The 24842-nt window shown below is 49.3% G+C and carries 23 protein-coding genes; 6 read left to right on the forward strand and 17 right to left on the reverse strand.

Annotation, left to right across the window (positions count from 1 at the left end):
- Nucleotides 1-5 precede the first annotated feature (5 nt).
- The 4 genes from GS501_RS07900 to GS501_RS07915 all read right to left on the reverse strand — a co-directional run bounded on the left by GS501_RS07900 (nucleotide 6) and on the right by GS501_RS07915 (nucleotide 4346).
- Nucleotides 6-662 carry an urease subunit gamma gene (locus GS501_RS07900; protein WP_160831317.1) on the reverse strand — a complete coding sequence of 219 codons (657 nt, stop codon included), beginning with the start codon at nucleotides 660-662 and terminating at the stop codon, nucleotides 6-8.
- Nucleotides 663-695: 33 nt separating this feature from the next.
- The gene (locus tag GS501_RS07905) at nucleotides 696-2345 is read right to left on the reverse strand and encodes an acetolactate synthase large subunit (protein WP_160831318.1); all 1650 of its coding nucleotides are present in this window, start codon (nucleotides 2343-2345) and stop codon (nucleotides 696-698) included.
- A gap of 100 nt (nucleotides 2346-2445) precedes the next feature.
- The gene (locus tag GS501_RS07910) at nucleotides 2446-3297 is read right to left on the reverse strand and encodes an urease accessory protein UreD (protein ID WP_160831319.1); all 852 of its coding nucleotides are present in this window, start codon (nucleotides 3295-3297) and stop codon (nucleotides 2446-2448) included.
- Nucleotides 3297-4346, reverse strand: a complete 1050-nt coding sequence (locus tag GS501_RS07915; protein ID WP_160831320.1) for an aldo/keto reductase — start codon at nucleotides 4344-4346, stop codon at nucleotides 3297-3299. Before GS501_RS07915 ends, GS501_RS07910 begins: the two co-directional genes overlap by 1 nt.
- Nucleotides 4347-4515: 169 nt before the next feature.
- Here GS501_RS07915 and GS501_RS07920 point away from each other — a divergent pair, with 169 nt between their 5' ends.
- The 4 genes from GS501_RS07920 (at nucleotide 4516) to GS501_RS07935 (ending at nucleotide 7838) form a co-directional block, all read left to right on the forward strand.
- Complete coding sequence (locus tag GS501_RS07920; protein WP_160831321.1) at nucleotides 4516-5208, forward strand: response regulator transcription factor; 693 nt, start codon at nucleotides 4516-4518, stop codon at nucleotides 5206-5208.
- Between the two features lie 8 nt (nucleotides 5209-5216).
- Nucleotides 5217-6680 carry an ATP-binding protein gene (locus GS501_RS07925; protein WP_160831322.1) on the forward strand — a complete coding sequence of 488 codons (1464 nt, stop codon included), beginning with the start codon at nucleotides 5217-5219 and terminating at the stop codon, nucleotides 6678-6680.
- A gap of 67 nt (nucleotides 6681-6747) precedes the next feature.
- Nucleotides 6748-7083, forward strand: a complete 336-nt coding sequence (locus GS501_RS07930; RefSeq protein WP_160831323.1) for a hypothetical protein — start codon at nucleotides 6748-6750, stop codon at nucleotides 7081-7083.
- Nucleotides 7080-7838, forward strand: coding sequence for an SIMPL domain-containing protein (locus tag GS501_RS07935; protein ID WP_160831324.1), 759 nt, complete (start codon nucleotides 7080-7082; stop codon nucleotides 7836-7838). Before GS501_RS07930 ends, GS501_RS07935 begins: the two co-directional genes overlap by 4 nt.
- Before the next feature lie 64 nt (nucleotides 7839-7902).
- Here the strand turns inward: GS501_RS07935 and GS501_RS07940 are convergent, their stop codons facing one another.
- From GS501_RS07940 to GS501_RS07975, 8 genes are all read right to left on the reverse strand, one after another.
- A complete protein-coding gene (locus tag GS501_RS07940; protein ID WP_237442476.1) occupies nucleotides 7903-9261 on the reverse strand; it encodes a S1C family serine protease in 1359 nt (452 codons plus the stop codon).
- 487 nt (nucleotides 9262-9748) lie between these two features.
- The gene (locus tag GS501_RS07945) at nucleotides 9749-10546 is read right to left on the reverse strand and encodes an SDR family NAD(P)-dependent oxidoreductase (RefSeq protein ID WP_160831325.1); all 798 of its coding nucleotides are present in this window, start codon (nucleotides 10544-10546) and stop codon (nucleotides 9749-9751) included.
- Between the two features lie 76 nt (nucleotides 10547-10622).
- Nucleotides 10623-13091 carry an ATP-dependent helicase HrpB gene (gene hrpB, locus GS501_RS07950; protein ID WP_160831326.1) on the reverse strand — a complete coding sequence of 823 codons (2469 nt, stop codon included), beginning with the start codon at nucleotides 13089-13091 and terminating at the stop codon, nucleotides 10623-10625.
- A gap of 9 nt (nucleotides 13092-13100) precedes the next feature.
- Entirely contained in the window at nucleotides 13101-13934 is an 834-nt protein-coding gene (locus tag GS501_RS07955) for an NADPH-dependent oxidoreductase (RefSeq protein WP_160831327.1), read from the reverse strand.
- Nucleotides 13935-13938: 4 nt separating this feature from the next.
- Complete coding sequence (locus GS501_RS07960; RefSeq protein ID WP_160831328.1) at nucleotides 13939-14478, reverse strand: adenine phosphoribosyltransferase; 540 nt, start codon at nucleotides 14476-14478, stop codon at nucleotides 13939-13941.
- A 103-nt stretch (nucleotides 14479-14581) separates the two neighbouring features.
- The gene (locus GS501_RS07965) at nucleotides 14582-15847 is read right to left on the reverse strand and encodes a multidrug effflux MFS transporter (protein WP_160831329.1); all 1266 of its coding nucleotides are present in this window, start codon (nucleotides 15845-15847) and stop codon (nucleotides 14582-14584) included.
- 32 nt (nucleotides 15848-15879) lie between these two features.
- Nucleotides 15880-16533: a VTT domain-containing protein gene (locus GS501_RS07970; RefSeq protein ID WP_160831330.1), complete on the reverse strand. Its 654-nt coding sequence runs from the start codon at nucleotides 16531-16533 to the stop codon at nucleotides 15880-15882.
- 44 nt (nucleotides 16534-16577) lie between these two features.
- Entirely contained in the window at nucleotides 16578-17153 is a 576-nt protein-coding gene (locus GS501_RS07975; RefSeq protein ID WP_160831331.1) for an NUDIX hydrolase, read from the reverse strand.
- 255 nt (nucleotides 17154-17408) lie between these two features.
- Here GS501_RS07975 and GS501_RS07980 point away from each other — a divergent pair, with 255 nt between their 5' ends.
- Entirely contained in the window at nucleotides 17409-18653 is a 1245-nt protein-coding gene (locus tag GS501_RS07980; RefSeq protein WP_160831332.1) for an MFS transporter, read from the forward strand.
- Nucleotides 18654-18729: 76 nt separating this feature from the next.
- Entirely contained in the window at nucleotides 18730-19275 is a 546-nt protein-coding gene (locus GS501_RS07985; RefSeq protein ID WP_160831333.1) for a TIGR00730 family Rossman fold protein, read from the forward strand.
- Nucleotides 19276-19352: 77 nt separating this feature from the next.
- On the opposite strand, the gene murA is transcribed toward GS501_RS07985, so the two are convergent.
- The 5 genes from murA to GS501_RS08010 form a co-directional block, all read right to left on the reverse strand.
- Nucleotides 19353-20621, reverse strand: coding sequence for a UDP-N-acetylglucosamine 1-carboxyvinyltransferase (murA, locus tag GS501_RS07990; RefSeq protein ID WP_160831334.1), 1269 nt, complete (start codon nucleotides 20619-20621; stop codon nucleotides 19353-19355).
- Between the two features lie 8 nt (nucleotides 20622-20629).
- The gene (gene dcd / locus GS501_RS07995) at nucleotides 20630-21181 is read right to left on the reverse strand and encodes a dCTP deaminase (RefSeq protein ID WP_160831335.1); all 552 of its coding nucleotides are present in this window, start codon (nucleotides 21179-21181) and stop codon (nucleotides 20630-20632) included.
- A gap of 130 nt (nucleotides 21182-21311) precedes the next feature.
- Nucleotides 21312-22310, reverse strand: coding sequence for a DMT family transporter (locus GS501_RS08000; protein ID WP_160831336.1), 999 nt, complete (start codon nucleotides 22308-22310; stop codon nucleotides 21312-21314).
- Nucleotides 22311-22379: 69 nt separating this feature from the next.
- The gene (locus tag GS501_RS08005; RefSeq protein ID WP_160831337.1) at nucleotides 22380-23684 is read right to left on the reverse strand and encodes a glycosyltransferase family 4 protein; all 1305 of its coding nucleotides are present in this window, start codon (nucleotides 23682-23684) and stop codon (nucleotides 22380-22382) included.
- Nucleotides 23685-23696: 12 nt separating this feature from the next.
- Entirely contained in the window at nucleotides 23697-24791 is a 1095-nt protein-coding gene (locus tag GS501_RS08010) for a hypothetical protein (RefSeq protein WP_237442478.1), read from the reverse strand.
- Nucleotides 24792-24842: the final 51 nt, after the last annotated feature.

Consider the following 24842-nt stretch of genomic DNA (forward strand, 5'->3'; position numbering starts at 1 on the left):
ACGGCTCACGAAACCTCCCCCTCATCTTCAGAGAAGATAACCCCTTCATGAAAACCAATAATCTGCCCAGCCCCTTGATAGGGAACCAACGTGACATCTCGTTCTTGCCCAGGTTCAAAACGCACAGCCCCGCCCGAAGGAATATCCAAACGATAACCCAGCGCAACATCGCGATCAAAACTCAAAGCTGGATTGACCTCAGCGAAGTGATAATGACTTCCTACCTGTACTGTTCGATCGCCCGTATTCACCACGAGTAAATGACGGCGTTCTAGTCCCACATTAAGATCGATCTGCCCTTCGCATGGGCGTAGCTCTCCCGGAATGAGAGACTCTTGATTTTGTGTGCTTTCAGGAGAAAACCGGATGGGATGATGAACCGTTACGAGCTTCGTGCCATCAGGAAACGTTGCCTCTACCTGCACCTCGGGAATAAGGTCTGCTACCCCCTCCATCACCTGACCACGATGCAAAATACGGGCGCCTGAATCCATCAATGATGCCACAGAACGCCCATCTCGCGCGCCCTCTTGAACATGATCCGATATGAGAGCAATCGCTTCGGGAATATTTAGCTTTACCCCACGCTCTAAACGCTGACGCGCGACCATAGCGGCCAACGCTACCAGCAACTTATCCTTCTCACGTGGAGTCAGGCGCATGGATATTCCCCCTCCTTACCTGTCAAAAACCTCTTAGAAGGTCATGGTCAATTGCCCAAGACGATCCGTCAAGCGCGTATTCTCCCTATAATCAACAGGGCAAGCAATGACGGAAACACCGTCTTCTTCCAAAGCCTTCTTGAGGGTTGGAACAAACTCATCTTCTGACTTAATCAAATATCCCTTTGCGCCATAACTCTCTGCATGGGCAACAAAATCAGGATTTTGGAAATCCACACCGCTATGACGGCCAAGCTCCATATCCATCTTCCACTTAATCAAGCCATAAGAATCATCAACCCAGATCAAAATCTTCAACGGAATTTTTTCACGAACAGCCGTCTCAATTTCCTGATCATTCATCAGGTAAGACCCATCGCCCATGACAGCCAAAACACGCCGGTCAGGATAGGCCAAATGTGCTCCGATAGCCCCAGGTAATGAGAAAGCCATGGTTGAAAGGCCATTCGACATCAAACATGTCAACGGCTTATAGGTTGGATAAAGCCGCGCCATCCACATTTTAACAGCGCCCGTATCTGCCAGAACGATATCATCATCGCCCATGACTTCACGAATCCCCATGACCACACGCTGCGGCTTAATGGGCATTGCTGTGTCCTGAGAACCAGCTTGCCGTTCCTCTTCAAGCAAAGCACGAATTTTAGGCACAGGCTGCGCTAAAAAGGACAATCCAGCCGCGGCTTCACGCAACGCATCCATCCCAAGAGCAATATCACCAATCACACCCACTTCAATGGTGTAACAAGAATCTGTCTCAACAGGAATCGTATGCATATGAATGATCGTCTTATCCCCATCTGGATTGATCCGAGACGGAGCAAACTCTTGCAACTCATATCCAATAGAGAGAATCAAGTCTGATTCATCAAAGGCAAAATTCTCGTAATCACGACGCATAAACCCAATAACGCCCAGCGCTAAAGGATGGCGGTCATCAATAACCCCTTTCCCCATAAACGTTGTTGCAACAGGGATGTTTAATGATTCCGCTAACGCAACCAATGCTTGAGAAGCCCCAGTACGAGCCACCCCATGCCCAGCCAGGATGATAGGATGCTTTGCTTTCTTTAACGCAGCAACAGCCTCTTCAATATACGCTGGGTCAGGCCGCCCTTGGCCAATATTACCCGCACGCAATGGCTTAAGATTTTCTGGTAAATCTAATTCTTCGATATCTTGAGGCACCGCAAGATATGTCGCGCCTGGCCGCTCATCCTGAGCCAAAGCAAAAGCTTTTCGCACCATTTCCGGGACAGAAGCTGGTGTTAAAACAGTCTCAGACCATTTCGTGGCAGGGCGGAACATTGATTGCAAATCAATGACCTGATGAGACTCTTTGTAAATACGATTCAATCCAACTTGCGCACTCATGGCCACAAGAGGAGAGCTGTTTGTTTGGGCGTCTGCTACACCTTGTAACAAATTAATCGCACCCGGCCCAAGCGTTGCCATACATACACCCGCTTTACCGGTCACACGGCCATAAATATCGGCCATAAAGGCCGCTCCCTGCTCATGCCGTGTCAGAATAAAACGAATTCCAGACCCTCTAAGCGCATCAACAAAACGGATATTTTCTTCACCAGGCAAACCAAAAACGTATTCAACGCCTTCTGCCTTCAGGGCCTCGACAAAAAACTCGGCAACGCTCTTTCCCATGATATGTCTCCTAATTCGGGACGGAAGGCTTCGTCGCCCCTCTTAGCGCCAGAAGCATGTCCGGCAACACCCCACTCTTGGGACAATACCTAGCAAAACATCACTTTTGCCAAGAAAGGGGCTCCTTACGACCATTTCGCAGCATCCCCATCAGCTGACGTAACAGGGGCCACACCACATGAAGCCGCGCACCATAAGCACGCACAACCAGCACGCCATTCCAACTGGATACGGCAGCTTCAACAGCGCGGTCATAACACATCACTATCTCACGTGCAGCCTTTAACATGTCCTGAAGTCTCTCCGCCTGGCTTTGCGGTGGCACCCATAGGATACTCAACATCACACGCTGCTCAGCCATGACAGCCTGATGGGAAAACACACGCTGCATACCGCCTTGACCACAATCTAGACGCACCGGTTCAATGAAGACAGGAACATTATCGCGATACACACTCACACGATCGTACAAAAACAAGGTATCAACACGCTCTCCTGCCCCCAATCGTCCAAAAACACGACACTCCCCAGAGAGAAATCCGCCATCCAACGCAAGATCTACACGCATCTGACGTCTATAGGACGCTCCATCATAGAAGATGGTTTCACATGGGAGCCATTCGAACAACGCCCCTGAATCCACACGGGCATGAAACGTTATATCGACATGATTATCTTTCACTCTTTGCTTATAAACGCGTTCTGCTCCTTGCGCCGTAACACTTAAAACAGCCCCAGAATGACACACAAACTGACCATCAATCGCATCACCAGAAACAAGGCCCCCCGATGTATTGATAAGAACGACGTCCAACCCCTCCACACGCCGAGAAAACGACTGATGCGGGAATAATATGCGACAACATCCCTGCTGCTGTAGTCCTTCCAGCACATTAGCTTGTCCTTGACGACGTACACTGAGCTGGAAGGAACCAACACGTCTTTCCGACATTATGGAGCAGGGTTCGCATTCAACTGATGAACAGCGTTAATCTTTTCCTCAAGCTCAGCTGTCATCTTCACATTTACAGAATCCAAAGCCGTCTGTAGCTGCTGCGTACTTGTCGCCCCAATGATATTGGACGTTACAAAAGGACGCGATGTCACGAAGGCTAAAGCAAATTGCGTCGGATTAATCCCTGCTTCATGCGCGATCTTGATATAAGCCCGAATGGCTTGATCGACCCCTGGTTTCTCATATCGTTGCCCACGATTGAACAATGTCGTACGAGCGCCTGCCGGGCGTGCACCATCCAAATATTTCCCCGTTAAATACCCTTGGGCAAGCGGCGAATAAGCGAGGAGACCAATATCTTCTCGTAACCCTATTTCCGCTAATCCAATCTCATAAGTACGGTTGAGCAGGTTATATGCATTCTGAATCGAAACAATGCGCGGCAATTTCCTTTCCCGCGATGCTGCCAAAAATTGAGATACTCCCCACGCTGTCTCATTAGAAAGACCTACGTGACGAATTTTCCCTTCTTTAACCAACTCCCCTAAGCCGCCAAGTGTCTCTTCAATGGGCACCTCATCCGCCTCTGATAACGTACGAAACGTGGTGCCTCCCTCACCAAAAAGATTAACCTGACGGTCTGGCCAGTGAAGTTGATACAAATCGAGATAATCAGTCCCCAATCGCCGTAGAGAACCTTCAACAGCATAGCGGATTTGCCCAGGCGTGAGGCGTGCACCCTTCCCATCCGGCCGATACCAAGAATTGGTGCTCCGCCCGACCACTTTACTTGCAAGAATAACCTTGTCACGCTGACCACGTTGCTTAAGCCAACTTCCAATAATCTTTTCAGTCGCCCCATATGTTTCTGCTTTAGGCGGAATAGAGTAGAGCTCCGCCGTATCAATAAAATTGACACCCTGATCCAAAGCCATGTCGAGCTGAGCATGCCCTTCAGCTTCCGTATTTTGCTGACCAAATGTCATGGTTCCAAGGCAGATTTCACTCACAGAAAGATCTGTCCGGCCAAGTTTACGATATTCCATAAGACTCTACCTCTAATCAAAATTTCTTTATGGAGACTGAGACTAACACGCTCTCAGAGCGTACAAAACCAAGATCCACTTCTTTACCTTTCCAGACAGATCACATGTCGCTATCTTCTGATCCGTAACGGGTTTGATTTTGGCCCAGAAACAGGGGAAATGAAACATCATGCGTATCCTGCTGGTTGAGGATGATCCTACCGTCCGCTCTTTCGTGGTTAAAGGCTTAAAAGAAAGTGGGCACACTATCGATGAGGCTGATAACGGCAAAGATGGGCTCTTTCTCGCGGTAAGCGAGGCCTATGATGTTATTATTCTCGATCGCATGCTCCCAGGCGGCGTGGATGGGCTTCATATTCTCGAAACGTTACGTGGACAGGAGAAGAGTACCCCAATTCTGATTCTTTCCGCGCTGTCCGATGTTGATGAACGTGTCGCTGGACTTAAAGCTGGTGGCGATGACTATGTCACAAAACCATTCGCATTTTCCGAACTTTTAGCACGCGTAGAAGCCTTAGGGCGCCGTGGACAAGCAGAGGTCAGTTCCAAAACAACGCTAAGTGTTGGCCCATTGGAACTTGATTTACTATCTCGCGACGTCACACGCGATGGTCAAAAAATTGACCTCCAACCACGTGAGTTCCGCCTCTTAGAATTTCTCGTACGTCACGCTGGGCAAGTTGTAACCCGGACTATGTTGCTTGAAAAAGTATGGGACTACCACTTCGACCCACAGACAAATGTCATTGATGTGCACGTCTCTCGCCTGCGGCAAAAAGTTGATCGCCCCTTTGAAACAGCCATGATTCATACTGTTCGTAACGCAGGGTATATTTTGCGTGATCCGCAAAATAATCATTAACCTTGTCGATGTCCCCTGATACCCGCCCCGCAGCTCCTTTTTGGTGGCGCTTCCTTTCGCGTCGCCCCTGGCCAGTCCGCTCTGCGGGTGTCAACTTCGCCATTGCTTATGGTGCTATTTTCCTCCTCTCCGCGGGATTATTTCTCTCCTTCACCTGGTGGAGCACCACCAGCCTTCTTGACCGCCATGTCCAAACCGAAATCGACAGTGATGCTCAAGAGCTGACACGCCGCTGGGTCTTTGGGGGTGCTAATGCTCTCAGTGACGCAATTGAAGAGCGTTTAGAGCAAAATGTCGATGATGATGCTTTATATCTTCTCATTGATAAGCATGGACAACGCTTTGCCGGTAATCTTCCTGGCTGGCCCGTTGCCATAACACGCAGCAATCATTTTTATGAGCTTTCTATCCGGCGCTATACATTTAGCACACAAGCTAAATTAAAAGCTTATGACCTGCCTGACGGCTTCAAACTTATTGTTGGTCATGATGTCCGTGGACGTCACTTACTACGACATATCATTACAGAGACACTGATCTGGTGTGCCTTAATGGTCTCCCTTCTCGCAATTGGCGGTGCTCTTGTTGTGCGACGTCTTTTTCTGCGCGTTGTCCATTCTATTGCACGCACAACAGCCGCTGTCGCCAGCGGCGACCTCAATCACCGTATTGCCCTAAACGGCAGTGAAACCGATCTGGTCGCAGAGACGGTTAATACGATGCTGGACCGTATTAACCGGCTGATGGAAGGCGTCAAACAAGTCTCCAATGCAATTGCGCATGACCTCCGCACCCCAATTGCCCGGGCTCGTACACAGCTTGAAGATGCAGCGCTTCATGCCCAATCAACGGAAGAACTCCGCGATGCGGTCGACCGCGCTGTTGATGACCTAGACCACATCACGAGCATTTTCGAAGCTCTCCTTCGCATTGCTCAGATTGAAGCCGGTTCGCGTCGTTCAGCTTTTGCCCCCGTCGCTTTGACCCCCCTTCTCGAAGGAATTGCAGAACTCTACGAAGCCTCAGCAGAACTTGCAGAACTTACACTTCATGTAGAGCTCTCTCCTCTTCCTACACTCATTGGTGACGAACATATGCTCCAGCAGGCATTAGCGAACTTGCTTGATAATGCCATTAAATTCGCCCCACCTCATAGCCAAATCACCCTGAGCGCCCAAACAATCCCAAGCACCAGCACCCACCCTTCTGGCATTGAAATTAGTGTGAGAGACCAAGGGCCAGGCATGGATGAAAAAGATATGCAGCGCGCTCATGAACGCTTCTTCCGCGCAGAAACAGCGCGTAGTACCCCAGGTTCTGGACTAGGTCTTTCTCTCGTCCAAGCCATCGCCGGCCTTCACCATGGACAATTTTCACTGAGTAATGCCGAACCAGGCCTCAAAGCGACGCTTCGTCTTCCAATTCAAGATCTTCCTGATCCGAAACATATTGAAGCGGCTACTTCCTCATAACTTAATCTAACAAATTATTCATTCTTCTCCCATATTTAGAAAAGGTCTTATCGTGCATAGTAGCGCCATGCGCACTATATTTTTCCTGACCGTCCTTGTGCTTCTCGCAAATCTCCCTTCTATTGGACGGGCCGATAGTGCGCACCCTGTGCCGACTACACCGATGTCATCAAAAGACCTTGTGATCACAAGCGATAGTAATGCTTATTGCCAGCAACTAGATCAGGCTTTATCCGAGAAAATTCGTCTCCCTCACAGTATTCCTGTAGGCGTCATGGAAGACGCACGCCTTTTGCAGAAAAGAGGCGAGATTCTCTGCGGCCATCATCACGTCCGTGCCGGTATTGAACGGTTACGGCGTGCCCTACTATTGCTCAAAAAACATGAAGGATCACTTCAATGATTCGTCACCCTGCTCGCGTTCTTCATTATACCCCTACGCTTGCCGTTGCTTGTTTGCTGAGTCTCCCGCTAGCAACAGCAAGTCATGCAGCAGAAAGTAGCGTCGCTCCTATGTCTTCTGAAACAGCCTCTCACACCCGCAGCACAGTATTGATTTTCAATACACAAGGTGAAGCTGGGGCGATGCCTAATCAGCTCGCCATTCACTTTTCAGCACGCGTGCAAAACACTTCTCCTGTAACGGCTCAGCAACGTCTAAACCAAATGGTTAAGACCGCTATGGATACGGCAGAACGTGAAAAAGATGTCAGTTTACATGCAGGAAATTATACCCTTTCACAAGAATACACACAGCGCGGCCCACAGCGCTGGAGCGCGGAACAATCTCTGACGCTACAGGGTTCGGACAGTGCGCATCTCCTTGCTTTGGCGGAACAGCTACAATCTCAAGGTCTCGGCCTGAACGATATGGACTGGTCCATCGATCCACAGACGCGTCAAAAATTAGAAGACCAAGCACGCCTGGATGCCTTGAAGAAGATCCGTGTCCAAGCAGAAAGCGATGCTCAAGCTCTTGGAATGAAACTTGCTAGAATAGAGCGCGTTCAAATTGGTTTTGGCCCACCCCCCGAAGAACCCATTGCACCACGCATGATGCTCATGGCCTCGGCACGCTCAGCAGCTCCACCACAAAGCACTCCTGAAGAGCAAAAAATCCACGTCACTGTGTCCGCTCGCGTTATCTTGGAGCCTTGATTAGCCCTCTTTCATACGGAGCGAAGGCTAAGCCTCATTATAACAAACCTGCTTCGGCATTTACCTAAAAAGCCGAAGCAGGCCGTTTTCCTAACGTAACGGAGAGCTTCTCCACTACCCCATGCCGGCGGATTGTAAAGACAAACACAGTACCAGGATGGGCCGCCGCCACGCTGCGCAACACTGTCCGCGCATCATGAACAGACACATTTCCCATCGCTAAAATTTCATCTTTTTTGCGTAACCCGCCGTACCAAGCCGCCCCATTACGATCCACATCTTCAACCCACATCGGCGATGATTCATCATTAAGCGTCACACCTAACCATCCGTGCTCGACATGCCCAGTCTTCTCAATTGACTCAACAATTGGAGCTACTATTTCTGCTGGAATACCAAAACCAATTCCGACAGATCCATCACTCGGTGATGCAATAGCCGCATTCACAGCCACAACCTGCCCACGCAAATTAAACGCAGGCCCACCAGAATTCCCGGGATTTATCGGAGCATCAAGCTGCATAAAGTCATCAAGCGCGCCGATCCCAAGATCACGCCCTACTGCCGAAACAATCCCTGCCGTCACAGAAGAACCAAAGCCAAAGGGATTGCCTGCAACAACAACCCAATCCCCAATTTCAACTTGGCGGCTATCCCCCCACGTCACACACGGCAAACGTGTATTGCTCTCAACCTTGATGACAGCAATATCCGTCATCGGATCATCCCCTAAGATACGTGCTGGCAATACCCGACCATCTGAGAGCGACACCATAACATGGCTCGCACCACCAACGACATGACGATTCGTTACAATAATCCCCGACGCATCTACGACAAAACCAGACCCTGCCCCTGTCGTATCATCATCTGCGGGTCGAATAACGCGACGACGCCCCTGCCCATGATGCAACTTTATTGTATGATGGTTATGCTTCGCCTCTGTTTCTTTTTCACGCGAACGACGTCTATGCCGTGCTCGACCCTTCTCCGTCTCTGTGGAGCCACCACCACCTGATGGATCGACAACCGTCGTATTCCCCAAGGAACTTCGCCCATCGGAATCTCGTGAAATAGAAATATTCACAACAGCGGGAATCACCTGCCGCACCAATGGTGCAAAGCTTGGTAAACCAGAAGATACGATGGGAACAGTCATAGGAGGGGTAGGAGGGGAAGGGAGAGCGGGCGGCGGCCCCACCTTCACATCTTCCTTAGTTGGGCGCACCAAAGGTGGTGACACAGGAACAGGCGGCGGATGAAAAATAGAAGAAAATGGTGGTGCATGTCCCATAGAGGACGGATTTGAGTCCCCTGGACGAGACCACCACACAATAACACCGCAGACGATTGCCGCAACAATACCTCCAGCTCCAGCTGGAACTAATACGGACCAAACCAATCGTCTTACACCAAGCTTCATCTTACTCTCGCCGCCATAAAGACTCACTAGATGCTATACCGTTGCTTAATCCTAAAAACCATTCATCAACAGCCCGAGCCCGTCCCTTACCACGATAAAGAAAGCAATAATAAACGATCAAAGCCAAATGACTTGCTGTGTACAACGACACTAGAGAGAAAAGAACGTTACGTACTCATCCTCACGCAATTCCCTGGATCATTACATGATCTATTTAACGATTCATATTCTTTCTCAACCAATAGAGGAAAACATTCTTCAAAAATTTTCTCCCGATCCTTTAATACGAGGAAACATGCTTATTGAGACACGCCCTATCGCTCAATAAGCAAACCCATCCTATTAATTGGATTTTTTACGAGATAGGGCACACACCATGATACTAACGGTCATGAGGCAACTCCCCTGGAGAATATCCTTTAATCTCCATTAATTTCCCCTATGATATTGAACAAATTTCAATAAATATTTTTCATTAAAAAGAATATTAACGTCCGCCTGCAATGGGTAACGTTACCCCTGTAATATAGCTTGCATCCTCACTCATTAAGAATGAGACCACGCCTGGAATTTCTTCTATGTCTCCTAAGCGACGCATTGGAATAATGCCAATCATCTGCTTTTTAACTTCTTCCGGATCAGAAGAAAAATATTGAGATCCAACCTTAGACTGTAATTCTACTTGACGATCCCACATAAATCCGGGCCCCATCAAGCCCGGCGCAACCCCATTCACACGAACATTATATGGCGCCAAATCTCGAGCAGAAACCTGCGTTAATCCCACCACACCAAATTTGGATGCCCCATAACCGCCCATATTGGGTGGCCCTTGCAGCCCCGCCATACTCGTCGTGTTGACAATACGACCAAATTTCCGCTGCACCATATATGGTGATACAGCCCGAATAAGATAAAAGGCACCAAGTAGATTGATTTTTATAACACGCTTAAAATCTTCTGGTGGGTATTTATGGATAGGGGCAAATACCCCCTGATATCCTGCATTATTAAATAGAAGACTAATCGGCCCTATATTTTTCTCAATATGGGCAATTACGGCTTCAACATTGTCATAATCAGAAACATCACAAATGACTGTACTGACATGACGCTCTGAAACAGCAACATCACGCTTTGCTTTTTCAAGCTTATCACCATTCGTACCTAAAAGGACGAGATCCGCCCCCTCGCTGGCCAGACGTTTGGCTACAGCCAAACCAATATCTCCAGAAGCTCCTGTGATGAGAGCCAATTGCCCTGAAAAACGTTGTATTGTGCTCATAATACTTACACGCCCTCTTAATTATGACATATCTCACTTTTGTGAGTTGTCAAAAATCCAGGTGAGCACTCTCGCCTTATCTTTCCTTACGAGAAGGAGGATCAACTTGGGAAGGATCATCTGGCCATGCATGTCGGGGATAACGCCCACGCATATCACGCCGCATATCGTGCCATCCATGCTGCCAAAAACGCGCTAAATCTGCTGTCACAGCTTGCGGCCTACCCGCTGGAGAAAGCAAAACAGCATGTAAAGGAACCTTCCCATTTGCCAGTAAAGGCAAGGATACCGTTCCATAAAAAGCTTGTGCACGTGCTGATACAGCAGGGATGGTTCCCGTATAATCAATGGCCTGTTTGCCCGCCTTCAACATCACATAAGCAGGCAATTGACGGTTAAGTTCCTGCACATCTTGGTAATCAAGACACGCGCGAAGCATCTCCACGACGTCTAACGCTTTAAGATGTGCAAGACGATCTAACCCAGAAAGCCAAGGTTCCAACCATTCAAGAGACTGAGCCAATGCTTCATCAGAAAGATCTGGTAAATGGGGGGCATAATGCGCACGCGCGAGCGCTACTCGTGCCTGGAACTGATTGGCAGCATCTGACCACTCTAAATAACGTCGCACATCAGAGTGCACCTTTGCTCTTAGGGCGGGTATGGCCTCTTCTGGGGTTGCCAGCTCATTGCGATCTCGCAACACTAACGCTCCCAAGCGCAAACGCTGCCTTACAATGACACGACCTGAATGACCGTCAAAACTCCCTTCACGTTGTTCCGTCAATTGTGCCGCAACAGAAGGAGGAAATGTTTCCACATTCACAGGAGCGGCCAGCGTTATATCAGCCCCACGTTTTACGTGAAACGCAGCCGAAGCCAAAAGCTTCTCACGCGCTAGTAGGTCAGATACAGGAACGCGCGCGCTCCCCCCGCCCGCAAGACGATATCGCCCCTCCCCATTTGTTAATTGCGCCACACGATCCGGAAAACCCGCAACAATCAAGGTACCGACACAGTCCATTTCTGGGAGCAACTCTCCAGACACAGCAACACCAACACGCCGCAAAAAACGTTTTGCCGATTGCCTCAAAAGGCGTGTCACCCCTCTCGGCACACGCGCATCTTCCTGAGCAAACAGAATTAGACGCTGGCGAATATCTACATTGGCAGAGGCTTTTTCGCCCCCACTACGGAAAGGATCACGCTCTTCAAGTAATGCTGCCAAACAGGCTGCCGTAACACTTTCTTGTGGGGTCCGTGCGGCACATAACATGGCCGCGAGCCGAGGATGGGTTCCCAAACCGACCATACGCCGACCAAGAGACGTTAAGGCTCCCACCTGATCAATAGCGCCTAGTTGTTTCAGTAGTTCTTGCCCCGCGGCAAACGTTCCTGAAGGCGGCGCCTCAATTAATGGAAGATCATCTGGAGAAGTCCCCATAACCTCTCGCCACGCCGCCGCACTCAACGCAAAATCACATAAGTCCACTTCACGGATAGCTGGAACTTCCTGCACGATAAGACTGCGCTGCGTCATCTCAGACCAGAGACGCACAGCAATGCCAGGGGCTTCTCGGCCAGCGCGCCCCGCCCGTTGCTCCGCCGTAGCCCGAGAAATACGACGGCTCTGTAATTTTGAAATCCCTGTACTTGGGTCGCGTTGCGGCAAACGCCTCCACCCGCCATCAATGACAATCTTCACACCAGGAACCGTCACGGATGTTTCAGCAATGGATGTCGCCAATACCACCCGCCGTCCCGAGCGTGGATCCAATGCAAGACTTTGCCCTTCTACCGATTGCTCCCCATAGAGGGGAAAAACAGGGAAACGCTCTCCCAAAGCAGCTTGTGTCCGACGGATTTCCCCAACACCTGGCAAAAAAGCCAGAATCGACCCCTCTTCCTCTTCCCAAAGACTTCGAATAGCCTGTGCACACACTTCTGGAAGATCACGCAACTGGGCAATATCACGCCGATATCGTATCTCAACGGGATACTGACGCCCTTTGCTCTCGATCAAAGGGGCTTGAAGACGCTTTGTAAAAATGTCCCCTTCCAAGGTGGCAGACATAACGAGCAATCGTAGATCATTACGAAAATTACGTTGCACATCCAAAGCAAAACCTAGAGCCGTATCACCATCGAGGGAACGTTCATGCACCTCATCAAATAGAACAGCTCCAACACCCTCTAACAAAGGGTCGCTCAATAACCGTCGAACCAATAGCCCTTCTGTGACTACTTCAATACGCGTTTTAGCGGATACAGCACTATCAACACGTGTGCGGTATCCCACCGTTTCACCGGGCTTCTCTCCCAATAAAGAAGCCATTCGTGCTGCGGCTGCACGAACGGCCACGCGACGAGGCTCCACGAGGATGAGACGCTTTTCTCTCAACCAAGCGGGTTGATGCTCCAAGAGCGCCAGTGGAACAGTTGTTGTTTTCCCCGCTCCCGGTGGAGCCACCAAAACACCATTAGACCCTTGGTCAAGCGTTTGATGTAATCGTGGAAGAACCTCAGAAACGGGAAGTGACGGCATCGAGTGTCCTTAATCGAGCGGGAAACCTAAACGTTGGAGCACATGCCGCATCACATGCCGCCCACCAAGACTAGCGGCCTTCGCGACACGCATAGAAACCGTTTCTGTCCACCGGCGTGACGATAACCCCTGCTCTTGCTGATACGCATCCGCGCGCTGATTATACGCTTCAACCCGCTCGGCTTCCTGATGATGCTCATACTGTTCATGATGCAACACCACATCTTGCGCTAACCGGGGTTTAATATCACCAGCTGCATTGTCGGTTGGGTAACCAACACACATCCCAACAACCGCGATAGTGCGTTCTGGCAACTCCAATAAGGCCGCCACTTCTTCTGGATGGTTACGAAGGCCACCAATATAGACAGTACCCAATCCAAGAGATTCAAACGCAACAACAGCATTTTGCGCAGCAATCCCTGTATCGAATGTCCCCATCAAAAAGCTCTCAGCGTAATCAAGGGCTTCCGCACTATGTCCCTCACGCTGAGCAACACGTTCCAAACGTGATAAATCCACTACCCACGCAAGAAAAACCGGAGCCTGAGCAATATAAACTTGCCCACCAGCTAATTCAGCTAGTCGATTCCGCTTTTCTTGATCCTTGACGGCCACCACTGACCATGTTTGTAAATTAGACGATGTCGCGGCTGATGATGCCGCAGCAATTCCTATCTCCAGAAATCCCTCGGGAATTGGGTCACTCCGATACGACCGCACACTGTGATGCGCCATCTGGAGACGTAAAATCTCATTATCAGGCAAAGATGTAGAAGGCTGATTACGATAACGGCGTTCCCATAGCTGAGCCGTCGATAAGGTGATTTTTGGTGACGTCATAAATTTATCCCTCGTACGTCAATAAAGATGTCACAGGGACATCCAGCTTACGGCGACCACCCAAAGCCGTAAGCTCAATTAAAACGGAAGCCCCAACAACATGAGCGCCTACCTTCCGTAACAAATCTACCGATGCCGCTAAGGTCCCACCTGTCGCAAGAAGATCATCCAACACCACGACGCGCTGGCCAGGACGGACTGCATCTTCCTGGATATGGAGTTCATCATGGCCATATTCGAGACCATATTGGTGAGCAATGGTTTTCCCCGGTAATTTTCCAGGCTTACGCAGCATCGTAAAGCCACAACCTAGCCGCATCGCCAGAGGTGCCGCCGTTAAAAACCCACGGCTTTCAATCCCCGCTAGGAGATCAGGCTGAAACTTCAACACGGATTGCGTGAGACGTGACGTTGCGACCTGCCAGGCCTCAGCATTTCGAATTAACGTTGAAATATCGTAGAAAAGGATTCCCGACTTTGGAAAATCCGGCACCTCACGAATATAGCTCTTTAAATCCAGAGGAGCAGGATCATGATATGACATAGGAACGGGCCTTCTTACAATAAATGCAAAACGCAGAAAGGTCCCATTCTGTAGGCGACAGCTATGACGGGCTCAAGCCCTTCTTTCTCTCTTAAAGAAAACCTTATTCCGTTACACAGAAAGAGAGCCCCAACATCGTGATCATGGCCAATAACAACATAATGGCCATCGGCACAGCGGTACCTACCGGCAAGAATGAGAATAATGCACTCGCAAACATCCCCATGACATACTGTCCCGTCCCTGCCAAAGCCGCAGCAGATCCTGCATTGTCGGCTTGATACCGTAAGGCACCCGCTGCAGCATTGGGCCCCATGGCTCCGGTCGGGCCCAACGTTAGCATAAGCGCACCAATAATCGGCCATAGATAGACAGCTTTTAGGTGCCCAGAAGGCAGGACATCAATGGCCGACCAAATAGCTAATAAACATAAAACAACACTCCCAGAAAACCCCAAACAGAGCGCAATTTTCAGGAGTGTTTTGCTCCGATATCGCCCGACAAAAAAAGCATTTATTTGCGATGTCCCGATCATGCAAACCGCAAAAATCCCAAACAGCATTCCATAATGAAAGGGTGTAAGACCAAAGACTGTCTCAAATAGAAATGGCGCTGCCGTAAGATAGGTGAAGGTTACAAAACCCAGGATCATCCATATCAGGCCATTATAACGGAAATGTTGTTCTTTAAAGGTATGAACATATCGAACCAAAACGGGTCCGAGCTTAAAATCCCGTCGATGAAGAGGAGAAAGCGTCTCCGGCAAAAAGAGCAAGACGACAAAAAAACCGAGAAGACCATAACATGACGTCGCCCAGAAAATATCACGCCAACTTATAAATTGCAGGGCAAAGCCACCCAATGCCGGCGCTAATATAGGAACAACCCCCTGGATGATAATCAAGCGCGACATCATCTTGGCTGACGCATCCCCCTGCGTTAAATCTCGCACACACGCATTGGGAACCACCAAGCTTGCTGCTGCCATGAAAGCCGCAATTGCTCGACAGGCACACATCACAAACATTGTTGGCGCTAACGCACAACCAGCTGCGGCGATCGCGTAACATAACGTCCCTATCAATAGGGGAAGACGCCTTCCGAAACGGTCCGTCAATGGGCCAACAATAAGCTGTCCCACTGCCAAACCAGCAACCCAAGCGGCCATCGTTAAACTACCGGACCCTGGTGCCGCTCCAAGTTGACGCTCCATCTCAGGTAATGCCGGCAAATAGATATCTGTCGAAACCGGGCCAACAGCTGTCAATGTCCCCAATAAAATAGGGAGCCAAAATGGCAATGGCCTCCCTGGGATCAATTCATTCCCTACCAGGGCCCTATCGAATGAAAAACGCCCTGAGGCCGGCATATTTATTCTCCATAACCCATAAAAACGCATCATCACATGGCAGAACGATCTCTACTCAACAGAATCTCTCGTTCATTTGCGCGATAACGTCTTAATAGATAGATCCCCAACAAAATAGACGTTGTAAATAACATGACAGCAAGAAAAGCTTCATATTCATGGCCAACATTAATACCACTTCCAGCCATCACAAAAACAACATTCTGCGGGAGCCCTCCTAAGGCCGTCGCGCAGGCAAAAGCCTTCCACGGAAGATAAATAGCCCCGGAAAAAACAGACACGAGCAAAGAAGATCCAAAAGGCATGAGACGCAACCCCAAGACAGCCCGAAAAGGCGCGGACTGTAGAAAAGCTTTTACGCCCCTTCGATTGTCCAGATGCACCATTTTATTATCTTCTGAGAGAAAACGTCCAAAACCATAACTCAGCAACGCACCCACTTCATACGCCAGGCTGCACCAACACAAGCCTTCCACAACCCCAAAGCCAGCACCAGCTATGAGACACAATACTTGCCGTGACAAACCAACCGCACAATATGGAATCGCAAAGACCAAAAACCATATTGGGGCCCCTGGTTCATGACACAGCGCACTAATATGGAGAATAACCCGTTGGACAATAGGTAGATGCCACAACACTAACGGAACAATAGCCAAAACAAGAGCGAAACAACACGGCTTCACCCATTCACTGTTCCTCAATAGGCAAACCAAAAATTGTACTCGTTTCAGATCAGCCCCCGTGCTCGGATTTGTGCAAATGCGGCGATTGTCACCATGCATGTAATGTCCCCATTGGCCAGCATCGATTCAAATTGAGCCAAGGTGACATCGTGAACGGTCATATCCGCTTCTGTGGCTTCCCGCTCTGCTTCACCTCTCACCAAGTTGCGCGCTAAAAATACATGTCCTTTTTGTGTGGAATACCCTGCCCCCTGATACATTGTCCCTGCATGAATGAGCTCACCTGCGCGCAACCCCGTTTCTTCACGAAGCTCTCCCAACGCCAATTCCTCAGGGGTTACATCACTACGAGTCTCCCACATTCCCATAGGAAATTCCCATAACCGTTCACCCACGGGATAACGAAATTGCCTTACAAGAGAAATTTTTCCGTCTTCATGTTGCGGTAAAATAACGGCAAATACGCCTCGTTCTACGATCCCATAAAGTCCCTTCTGTCCACTCGGATGAATAATCCTATCCTCACGGACGGCTGTCCAAGGATTTTTATAAACTTCCTTGCTCGACAAAAGCTGATAACCCGCTTTTTTTTGGGCCTGACGAATTGTTTCTTCATCCATGTGAATAAAACTCCTTAGGCTGAGATTGCACAAAACACGCTCCCCCTGACTTACTGAAGGGCATGGAGTCCTGAAGACGCATTATCACTCACCCCCCATCTATTCCTGCATAGCAGATATAACCGAACTCTAAAAAAAGCATGACCGTTCAGAGCGTGACGAATGAGATCTTCTCTCCTATGGTGAAAACACAATATCGCCTTCTTTTGATTACTACGGAGGGAGGCGACGCAGAAAACTGCAAAGGGGAATAGTATGTCAGTCGAAACTGGGGAGAATCTTCCTGGCTCACCGACGCTGGTCGTGATGCCTGTAGTCTTCTTTAACCTCCTTGTTTATTTCGTTATTGGCCTTCCAAATGCTGTAATTGGAGCCCAGTTCGTCCACAGCACGCTGGGATTTTCCACCGCTGTCGCAGGTATGACTATTACCCTTCAGTATCTCGGTACATTCTTGACACGCTTGGTCGCTGGACAGCTGGTCGATAAATTCGGGCCGAAAAAAATTCTTACCTACGGTCTGATCGCGTGTACGATTTCAGGCCTGCTGGTATGTGTCGCATCAGCTATGCCAGGTATCATTGGCGTCACAGGCGCTTCCGCTACCCTCATCTTAGGGATCGCCATTCTAAGTCGCCTTTTTATCGGTTGGGCGGAAAGCTGGACAGCGACCTCTGTCACAACATGGAACATCCGCCGCGTTGGCTCTGAGCACGCCTCGGTTGCGATATCGTGGAACGGTGTAACCTCTTATGGTGGGATCGCCCTTGGGGTCAGTGTTGGTAAATGGCTCAGTGGCATGAATCTTTTCCCAATTGGCCTCATGTCCGTTGGAATTTTATCTACGTTATTAGGTATTGGTGGGTTCATCCTTCTTCTGTTCTATAAAGGCGTCAAACCCCTTCCTAAAAAGGGCGCTCCAATGTCCTTTTTTACAGCACTTCGGAAGGTTCTACCTTATGGCGCAGGACTAGCTGCGGGTTCTTTCGGGTTCGGCACAGTTAACGGCTATCTCTCTATCTACTACAACTCCCAACATTGGCAGGGCATTGGTATCGCGTTCGGCACGTTCGCTGCTGTTTTTGTAGCAGTGCGGATTCTCTTTGCTTCTCAAATTGATAAACGCGGTGGTATCCCCGTTGCCTTTATCTCTCTGATCACAGAAGCCGTCGCTATGGCTGTTTTCTGTACTATGCATACTGAGCTCGGTGGCCTTTTAGGGGCGGCCTTAACGGGTGCAGGATTCTCCCTTCTCTTCCCCGCTTTGGGAACGATGGCCGTGAAAACCGATGGCCCAGAATTTGGTGGTATTCTTATTGCTGCTTACTCTGTCTTTACCGATTTAACGATTGCTATCGTCGGTCCACTCATGGGATTCATCCAAGGACACTTGGGCTGGTATGTGATGTTCGGCACCGTTGGCGTTCTTTGCTTAAGCGGTATTTTCTTTACGACAGTTTTAGCGCGTATTCCCGGTTGTGGTATCCAAAAAACATCTTAACCTCGGCTCATAGGCCGTTGAATAATACGCTGAGGGAGCTATCCCCTCAGCGTTTTTTTTAGGAGATAAATAAATTATGACCATTCAAAGTTGTTCCGTATTTTGTGGCTCTCGAAGTGGTTACTCCGCACGCTATACAGAAGACGCCCGTTCCTTAGGCACAGCACTTGCACAAAATAATATCACCCTCATTTACGGTGGCGGACAAGCAGGCCTTATGGGAAGCGTTGCCGATGCAACCCTTCAAGCAGGTGGCAACGTTAAAGGCATTATCCCCAGCTTTTTGGAAGCCCGAGAGCTTTTACATGAAGGCGTAACGGACCTCGAAATCACTGAGGATATGCCCAGCCGTAAAGCAAAACTCTTCGACCTTGCAGATGCCTATATCATTCTGCCTGGTGGTTTCGGCACATTCGATGAATTCAGTGAAATTCTCGTCAACCGTCAGCTTGGTCTACACGACAAACCAATCATTATTCTCAACACTGACCGCTGGGCGATATCTCTTATCGAAACACTCGATACCGCTATCAAACAAGGCTTTGCCGAAAAACATGCGCATGATTTTTATCACGTCGCACCTGATGTCTCATCACTAATTAAGCAGCTTAACAATTTCTAAGCCACTATATTGAGTGGTACGTGGGCTCTTACTTCATTTTACGTCGTAAGAGCCCATCGCGCCACCGAGCGTATTATCTAATGAGTATTATGCACCCGTTGAATGGCTGCACCACAAGCAGAAAGCTTCCGATCCACCCCTTCATAACCACGATCTAGATGATAAATACGGCTGACTTCCGTCTCACCTTCAGCCACTAATGCCGCTAAAATGAGTGAGAATGAAGCTCGCAAATCTGTCGCCATAACAGGAGCTCCTGAAAGGCGAGGCACACCTCTGATAATCGCAGAACGCCCTTGGATATTAATCCGCGCCCCCATCCTGTTCAGCTCAGGCACATGCATAAAACGATTTTCAAAAATCGTTTCAGTCATCATTGAAGCGCCCTCTGCAACAGATAGCATCGCCATAAATTGTGCCTGCATATCCGTCGGGAAACCAGGATAAGGCTCGGTGGTAAGGTCAATCCCCTGTAGACGCCCATTACACTGAACGCGCAGACCACGCGCATCCTCTTGCACGCTCACACCAGCTTCTTGCAATGCCTGGATAACTGCTTCTTGATCCCCCATCCGGCCACCTTCTAGCAGAAGGTCACCGCCTGTGATCCCAACAGCACAAGCATATGTCCCGCACTCAATACGATCGGGCATCACAGCATATTCCGCCCCATGAAGGCGCTCAACCCCTTCAATAACAATCGTACCAGATGTCTCACCATGAATCTTCGCGCCCATAGCGTTCAGACACCCAACAAGGTCCGCAATTTCTGGCTCTCGCGCAGCATTAACGATTTCTGTCGTCCCCTTTGCAAGGGTCGCTGCCATCAAAATATTTTCGGTCGCACCAACACTCGGGAAAGGCAGCATAATCCGTGCACCCCGCAACCCACCTGCCGGTGCCCTCGCGTTAATATACCCACCTTCTAGATCAATTTCAGCACCTAAAGCCTCAAACCCCTTCAAATGCAGATCAACAGGGCGGGTACCAATCGCACAACCACCAGGAAGAGAAACACGAGCTTCACCGGCACGGGCTAATAAAGGACCTAAAACCAAAATTGAAGCACGCATCTGCGCTACAATATCATAAGGTGCTTCAACTGAATTCGCCCGCCCCCCAAGGCTCAGATGATGCGGCCCATCAACCTCATGCACATCAAGGCCAAGGCCAGTTAGCAAAGAGCGCATTGTACGAATATCAGCGATATCAGGCACATTCGAGAGAATAAGCGGCCCATCGGTGAGCAGCGCAGCCACCATGAGCTTCAGCCCAGAGTTTTTGGCACCACTAATAGCAATTTCACCATGAAGCTGATGGCCACCTTGAATAATAAAATGATCCATAATTTCTCTCACAAACGCGGGGGAGTAACACCAGATTGGTTCATATATTTTCCTGCACGATCGCCATAGCTTACTTCACAGGGACTTTCACCTTTGAAAAATAAAAACTGACAAATGCCTTCATTGGCATAAATACGTGCTGGTAATGGGGTCGTATTACTAATTTCTATTGTTACCTGGCCTTCCCACTCCGGCTCAAGCGGTGTGACATTCACAATAATGCCGCAACGCGCATAGGTAGATTTTCCCAGACAAACGACCAAAATATCACGCGGGATCCGAAACCTCTCAATGGTATGCGCTAAGGCAAAACTATTTGGTGGTATTGTAATATTGCCTCGACGGGTCACGAAGCTGTCAGCAGAGAAATTTTTGGGGTCCACAACAGCATTGTCAACATCAGTGAAAACATGGAACTCATCAGCGACACGCGCATCATACCCATAGGAAGACAGACCATATGAAATGACTCCCTCACGTTTTTGAGCTTCCACAAACGGCTCGATCATGCCGTTTTCCAGGGCCATTCGGCGAATCCAGTGATCAGGCATGATCGGCATAATATTCTTCTCCTCCTGCCAAATATTTTCTCCGCTTAACGGCAGCAGAGCGGCGGTGCAACACGCTTTCGATAAATAAAATCTACGCTAAACTCAGATAACCAAATACCCCGTGACCTTCTAACATAGATCAACGCGTCTCCTGTGATGATTTCTGACGGCTCTTTTCCTCATCGAAATCACGTATCACAAATTCAGACATCGCAGGGATACGGTTCCCACGCGCCACGGCACCGCGGAAAGTGCGTCGCAATCTTGGCCAATTAGGACGTATTTCACTGCACACCACTCCACCGACAATGAACGCAGCACCAAGTAGAGTGGTAGAGGGAAGTGCCTCTCCCACTAAGTATCCTACTAAACCACCCCATACAGGCTCAGTCGCATAAATCATTGTCGCCCGTGTTGGGGAAACAGACCGCTGCGCCCAATTCATCACAAGCTGCACAACAGCGCTCAGTAGGCCCATCCCCAATGCACAGGATGCCCACCCCCACGAGAAAGAAGGCACATGCTCACCAAATAATGGCATAGCTGCGAAGGCTAATATCGCACCGAAAACAAGCTGAACAATTGTAATGCGCCGACTATCCGCATTCCCGGCAAACATCCCAATAAAGAGAATTTCCAGAGCCATCGCAACCGTCGCGACAAGGGTCAACGCATCCCCTCGCCCGAAAGAAAAACTTCCTTGGAAAGGATTGGATATAAGCGTCAAACCAACAACGGCACAGCCAATCCCGATCCAGCTCATAAAGCTGGGCGCTCTACGTAGTATAATCCACTGCAATATAGGCACCAAAGGCACATAAAGGGCAGTTAAGAAAGCAGATCGGCTACTTGATATTGTCATCAACCCCGAGCTTTGCAGAGCAAAGCCACTCACCAAAGCAGCCCCAATTAAGCAGCCATGCCTTATTTCTGATGCCGTGATTTTACGAAGGCTCTTCCACCCTGTCAGCAACGAGACAATAAGGGCCGCCGCGACAAAACGTGCTCCCACAAAAAAAAGCGGCCCACTACTCTGCATCGCAATATGAAGAACGTAATACGTGCCTCCCCATAAAATGGTAATAAAGCCTAATGACAATTCCTGTGGGGTGGGTAAAGACACACGAAAACGACGCATTACGAACGAGCCTCACGATCAGAGGAGGAAGGATTCACGGCATCTGCGGGACGCCCCCGTTTTTGCTGTTTACGACGCAATAAGTTCGCCCGCAGCGCCTGAGCCTCCCGCGCGAGACGTTCCTCTTTCTGTTGTGTTTCCTTCTTCGGCGTTTTGCCTTCCTGTTCCACCGCCATCGACTAGACCCTTTTCTCTCTGTGCCTTTTCAAAACGATCTTCTAATCTTGTCCCTAAAAGCGCATCATAAACATTCAGCGTCGCAGCCTGCATGAGTCCCTTCGTATAATGAGCCAGGACATGTTTACGTGCGCTTTGTCCCATCCTGTCACGCCTATTCTCACAGGTATTCAACAGTGTTTCAATCGCTTCAACGAGCGCGGCACTATCATCAGACGGCACCAACATACCAGTCTCATAAGGAAGGATACTTTCAGCCAAACCTCCTTGAGCCGTACCAATAACAGGACGTCCCATCATCTGAGCTTCAATAGCGACACGCCCGAAGGGTTCAGGCTTCAATGATGGAACAACCACTACTGTTGAAAGAGCGTAAGCGGCCGGCATATCATCACACATACCAGCAAAGCGCAGCCGCTCCTCAATACCAAGAGCACGCGCCTCGCTATAAAGGCTCTGCGCAAATTTAGGATTTGTCTCTGGCCCGAGAAACACACAGACCCACGGCTGGTCAATACATTTCTGCATCAGCTGGCCTAACGCGCGAACAAGGATGGCCTGCCCCTTCCAAGGCGTCAACCTCCCTGGCATCAGAATGATTTTACTATCATCAGGAACATCCCAATGATCGAGTAACGCTTGCACCCGCACACCATTGACGGAACTTGGGTCAAACAGTTCCGGATCACTTCCCCTTGGGATCACAACAAGTTGTTCTTTTTTTACACGATATTCGTTACGAAGACGCTGCGCTATGTGTGAGGAAACAGCAATAACACGCTGCCCCTTCGTTAACCCTGCGTTATAAAAACGCTTAAGCCAATGGCGTGCCTCATGCACGCCGTGCCATGTCGTAACAAGCGGAACATTTTCCTTACGACATGCAATGACAGCCACCCATACAGCATAGCGTGAACGCGCATGAACTAAGTCCACACCCTCATCACGTAAGATGGAGCGTAACTCTTTTACCTTTTGAGAAAAAACAATTGGTGAAAATGTTTTCGGCAGTGAAAGCAAACGATGCTCCCCCCCCACATAACGGAGACGGGGTAACATTGCCCCCACATCGCTCGCAACCAGACAACGACCACCCGCTTGAACGACCGCCTCTGCCATGTCGATCGCGCCTCGCTCTACACCTCCCACACTCAGAGCAGGAAGCACCTGCAGAATTACGGGCTTACCATTATTCATGCGTGTTCTTTCTCATCCTGCCGGAATAGTAACAACAGCACCGGCACCATGGCTCGTTGCCGCTAATGCACTCAATACTTGCACCATCGTAAAGGCTTCTTTACTTTGGAAGTCCGAGTCATCAATCCAATACCACCGCCCTTTATAATCCACGGCAGCATAATTATGATTCGGCGCAGAAGGTCCCGAATGAATTTGCACTTCCGGACGATTTTCAATACCTACTTGGCCGATAGTAGGAGGCGTACGACCCGCACGAATATCTGCCTCCGGAACCTCCATCTCATAAGAAAGCTGTGTTAACATTGCCAGCATAGAACGCGTTAAAATGGCAATCTGACCAATTTTCTTCGGATAAGGTCCATAAACAATCTCAGCTTCTTGCGCCGTCGAGTCAAGATGTAATAAACGGCGGACCTCTCCTTGAATAGCTTGCAGACTACTATCTGATGTAGGCGTTAATACAAGATATGCATGTTCTATATTCGAATTATTGTCCCCATCCGTAGAGCTTTTTTTATTATTTGCCCGAGATGACCCCCCGCTACTGTTTGAACTTGGCTCTTCTGTCGTAATCCTCACAGTCATTACCCCAGCACTTTGAAGTTGGCGCAAATCATGCAAGAGGAGGTAAAAACGCACAGACCCACCACCAAAAGGCCCTGCCCCAATCCCCCTCACATTTGACAAGCCATCTATGGATTGAGCCGTCAAACGCAGCAACGTATCAATCGGCATTCCCCCAAGACTCAATGGCATAATGACTGTCGGTGAAATCGGGCGAATAATATTCTCGGCATATTGTTGCCCCGTAAGAGGCTGATACGTAATCGTCGGGTTCTCTGCCATAGAAAGAGACCCCTGCCCAAAGAGATAATTACTCACTGCAGAAGCCGGATAACCATAATAACCACCGCTCACGCTACGAGAATAACTATATCCTGCAATAACCTGTGTCGTATCCAAAAAAGTCGGTGGATCCGCATAGCGGAGTCTCACAATATTGAGCAACATCTCCCGTTTTTGTGTTTCTCCTAATGCACGCGAATAGGCCAGTTGATCATGCTGCATTTGCCTCGGCCCTAGAGCAAGGCAACCGTTCAACATGATCAACATCGATAGCCCCCACACTAATCTTCCCATACGAGGAAGAGCCGT

It is taken from the genome of Saccharibacter sp. 17.LH.SD, from assembly GCF_009834805.1.
Classification (GTDB): Bacteria; Pseudomonadota; Alphaproteobacteria; order Acetobacterales; family Acetobacteraceae; genus Saccharibacter.

Bases quoted from the DNA above. Each gene is read 5' to 3' on its own strand.
- GS501_RS07915 (WP_160831320.1), bottom strand. From the start codon at position 4,346: ATGGAATATCGTAAACTTGGCCGGACAGATCTTTCTGTGAGTGAAATC.
- dcd (WP_160831335.1), bottom strand. From the start codon at position 21,181: ATGCCGATCATGCCTGATCACTGGATTCGCCGAATGGCCCTGGAAAAC.
- GS501_RS07965 (WP_160831329.1), bottom strand. From the start codon at position 15,847: ATGCCGGCCTCAGGGCGTTTTTCATTCGATAGGGCCCTGGTAGGGAAT.
- GS501_RS07960 (WP_160831328.1), bottom strand. From the start codon at position 14,478: ATGTCATATCATGATCCTGCTCCTCTGGATTTAAAGAGCTATATTCGT.
- hrpB (WP_160831326.1), bottom strand. From the start codon at position 13,091: ATGCCGTCACTTCCCGTTTCTGAGGTTCTTCCACGATTACATCAAACG.
- GS501_RS07975 (WP_160831331.1), bottom strand. From the start codon at position 17,153: ATGGATGAAGAAACAATTCGTCAGGCCCAAAAAAAAGCGGGTTATCAG.
- GS501_RS07925 (WP_160831322.1), top strand. From the start codon at position 5,217: ATGTCCCCTGATACCCGCCCCGCAGCTCCTTTTTGGTGGCGCTTCCTT.
- GS501_RS07955 (WP_160831327.1), bottom strand. From the start codon at position 13,934: ATGACGTCACCAAAAATCACCTTATCGACGGCTCAGCTATGGGAACGC.
- GS501_RS07940 (WP_237442476.1), bottom strand. From the start codon at position 9,261: ATGAAGCTTGGTGTAAGACGATTGGTTTGGTCCGTATTAGTTCCAGCT.
- GS501_RS07910 (WP_160831319.1), bottom strand. From the start codon at position 3,297: ATGTCGGAAAGACGTGTTGGTTCCTTCCAGCTCAGTGTACGTCGTCAA.
- GS501_RS07985 (WP_160831333.1), top strand. From the start codon at position 18,730: ATGACCATTCAAAGTTGTTCCGTATTTTGTGGCTCTCGAAGTGGTTAC.
- murA (WP_160831334.1), bottom strand. From the start codon at position 20,621: ATGGATCATTTTATTATTCAAGGTGGCCATCAGCTTCATGGTGAAATT.
- GS501_RS08000 (WP_160831336.1), bottom strand. From the start codon at position 22,310: ATGCGTCGTTTTCGTGTGTCTTTACCCACCCCACAGGAATTGTCATTA.
- GS501_RS08010 (WP_237442478.1), bottom strand. From the start codon at position 24,791: ATGTTGAACGGTTGCCTTGCTCTAGGGCCGAGGCAAATGCAGCATGAT.
- GS501_RS07980 (WP_160831332.1), top strand. From the start codon at position 17,409: ATGTCAGTCGAAACTGGGGAGAATCTTCCTGGCTCACCGACGCTGGTC.
- GS501_RS07945 (WP_160831325.1), bottom strand. From the start codon at position 10,546: ATGAGCACAATACAACGTTTTTCAGGGCAATTGGCTCTCATCACAGGA.
- GS501_RS07920 (WP_160831321.1), top strand. From the start codon at position 4,516: ATGCGTATCCTGCTGGTTGAGGATGATCCTACCGTCCGCTCTTTCGTG.
- GS501_RS07930 (WP_160831323.1), top strand. From the start codon at position 6,748: ATGCGCACTATATTTTTCCTGACCGTCCTTGTGCTTCTCGCAAATCTC.
- GS501_RS07905 (WP_160831318.1), bottom strand. From the start codon at position 2,345: ATGGGAAAGAGCGTTGCCGAGTTTTTTGTCGAGGCCCTGAAGGCAGAA.
- GS501_RS08005 (WP_160831337.1), bottom strand. From the start codon at position 23,684: ATGAATAATGGTAAGCCCGTAATTCTGCAGGTGCTTCCTGCTCTGAGT.
- GS501_RS07900 (WP_160831317.1), bottom strand. From the start codon at position 662: ATGCGCCTGACTCCACGTGAGAAGGATAAGTTGCTGGTAGCGTTGGCC.
- GS501_RS07935 (WP_160831324.1), top strand. From the start codon at position 7,080: ATGATTCGTCACCCTGCTCGCGTTCTTCATTATACCCCTACGCTTGCC.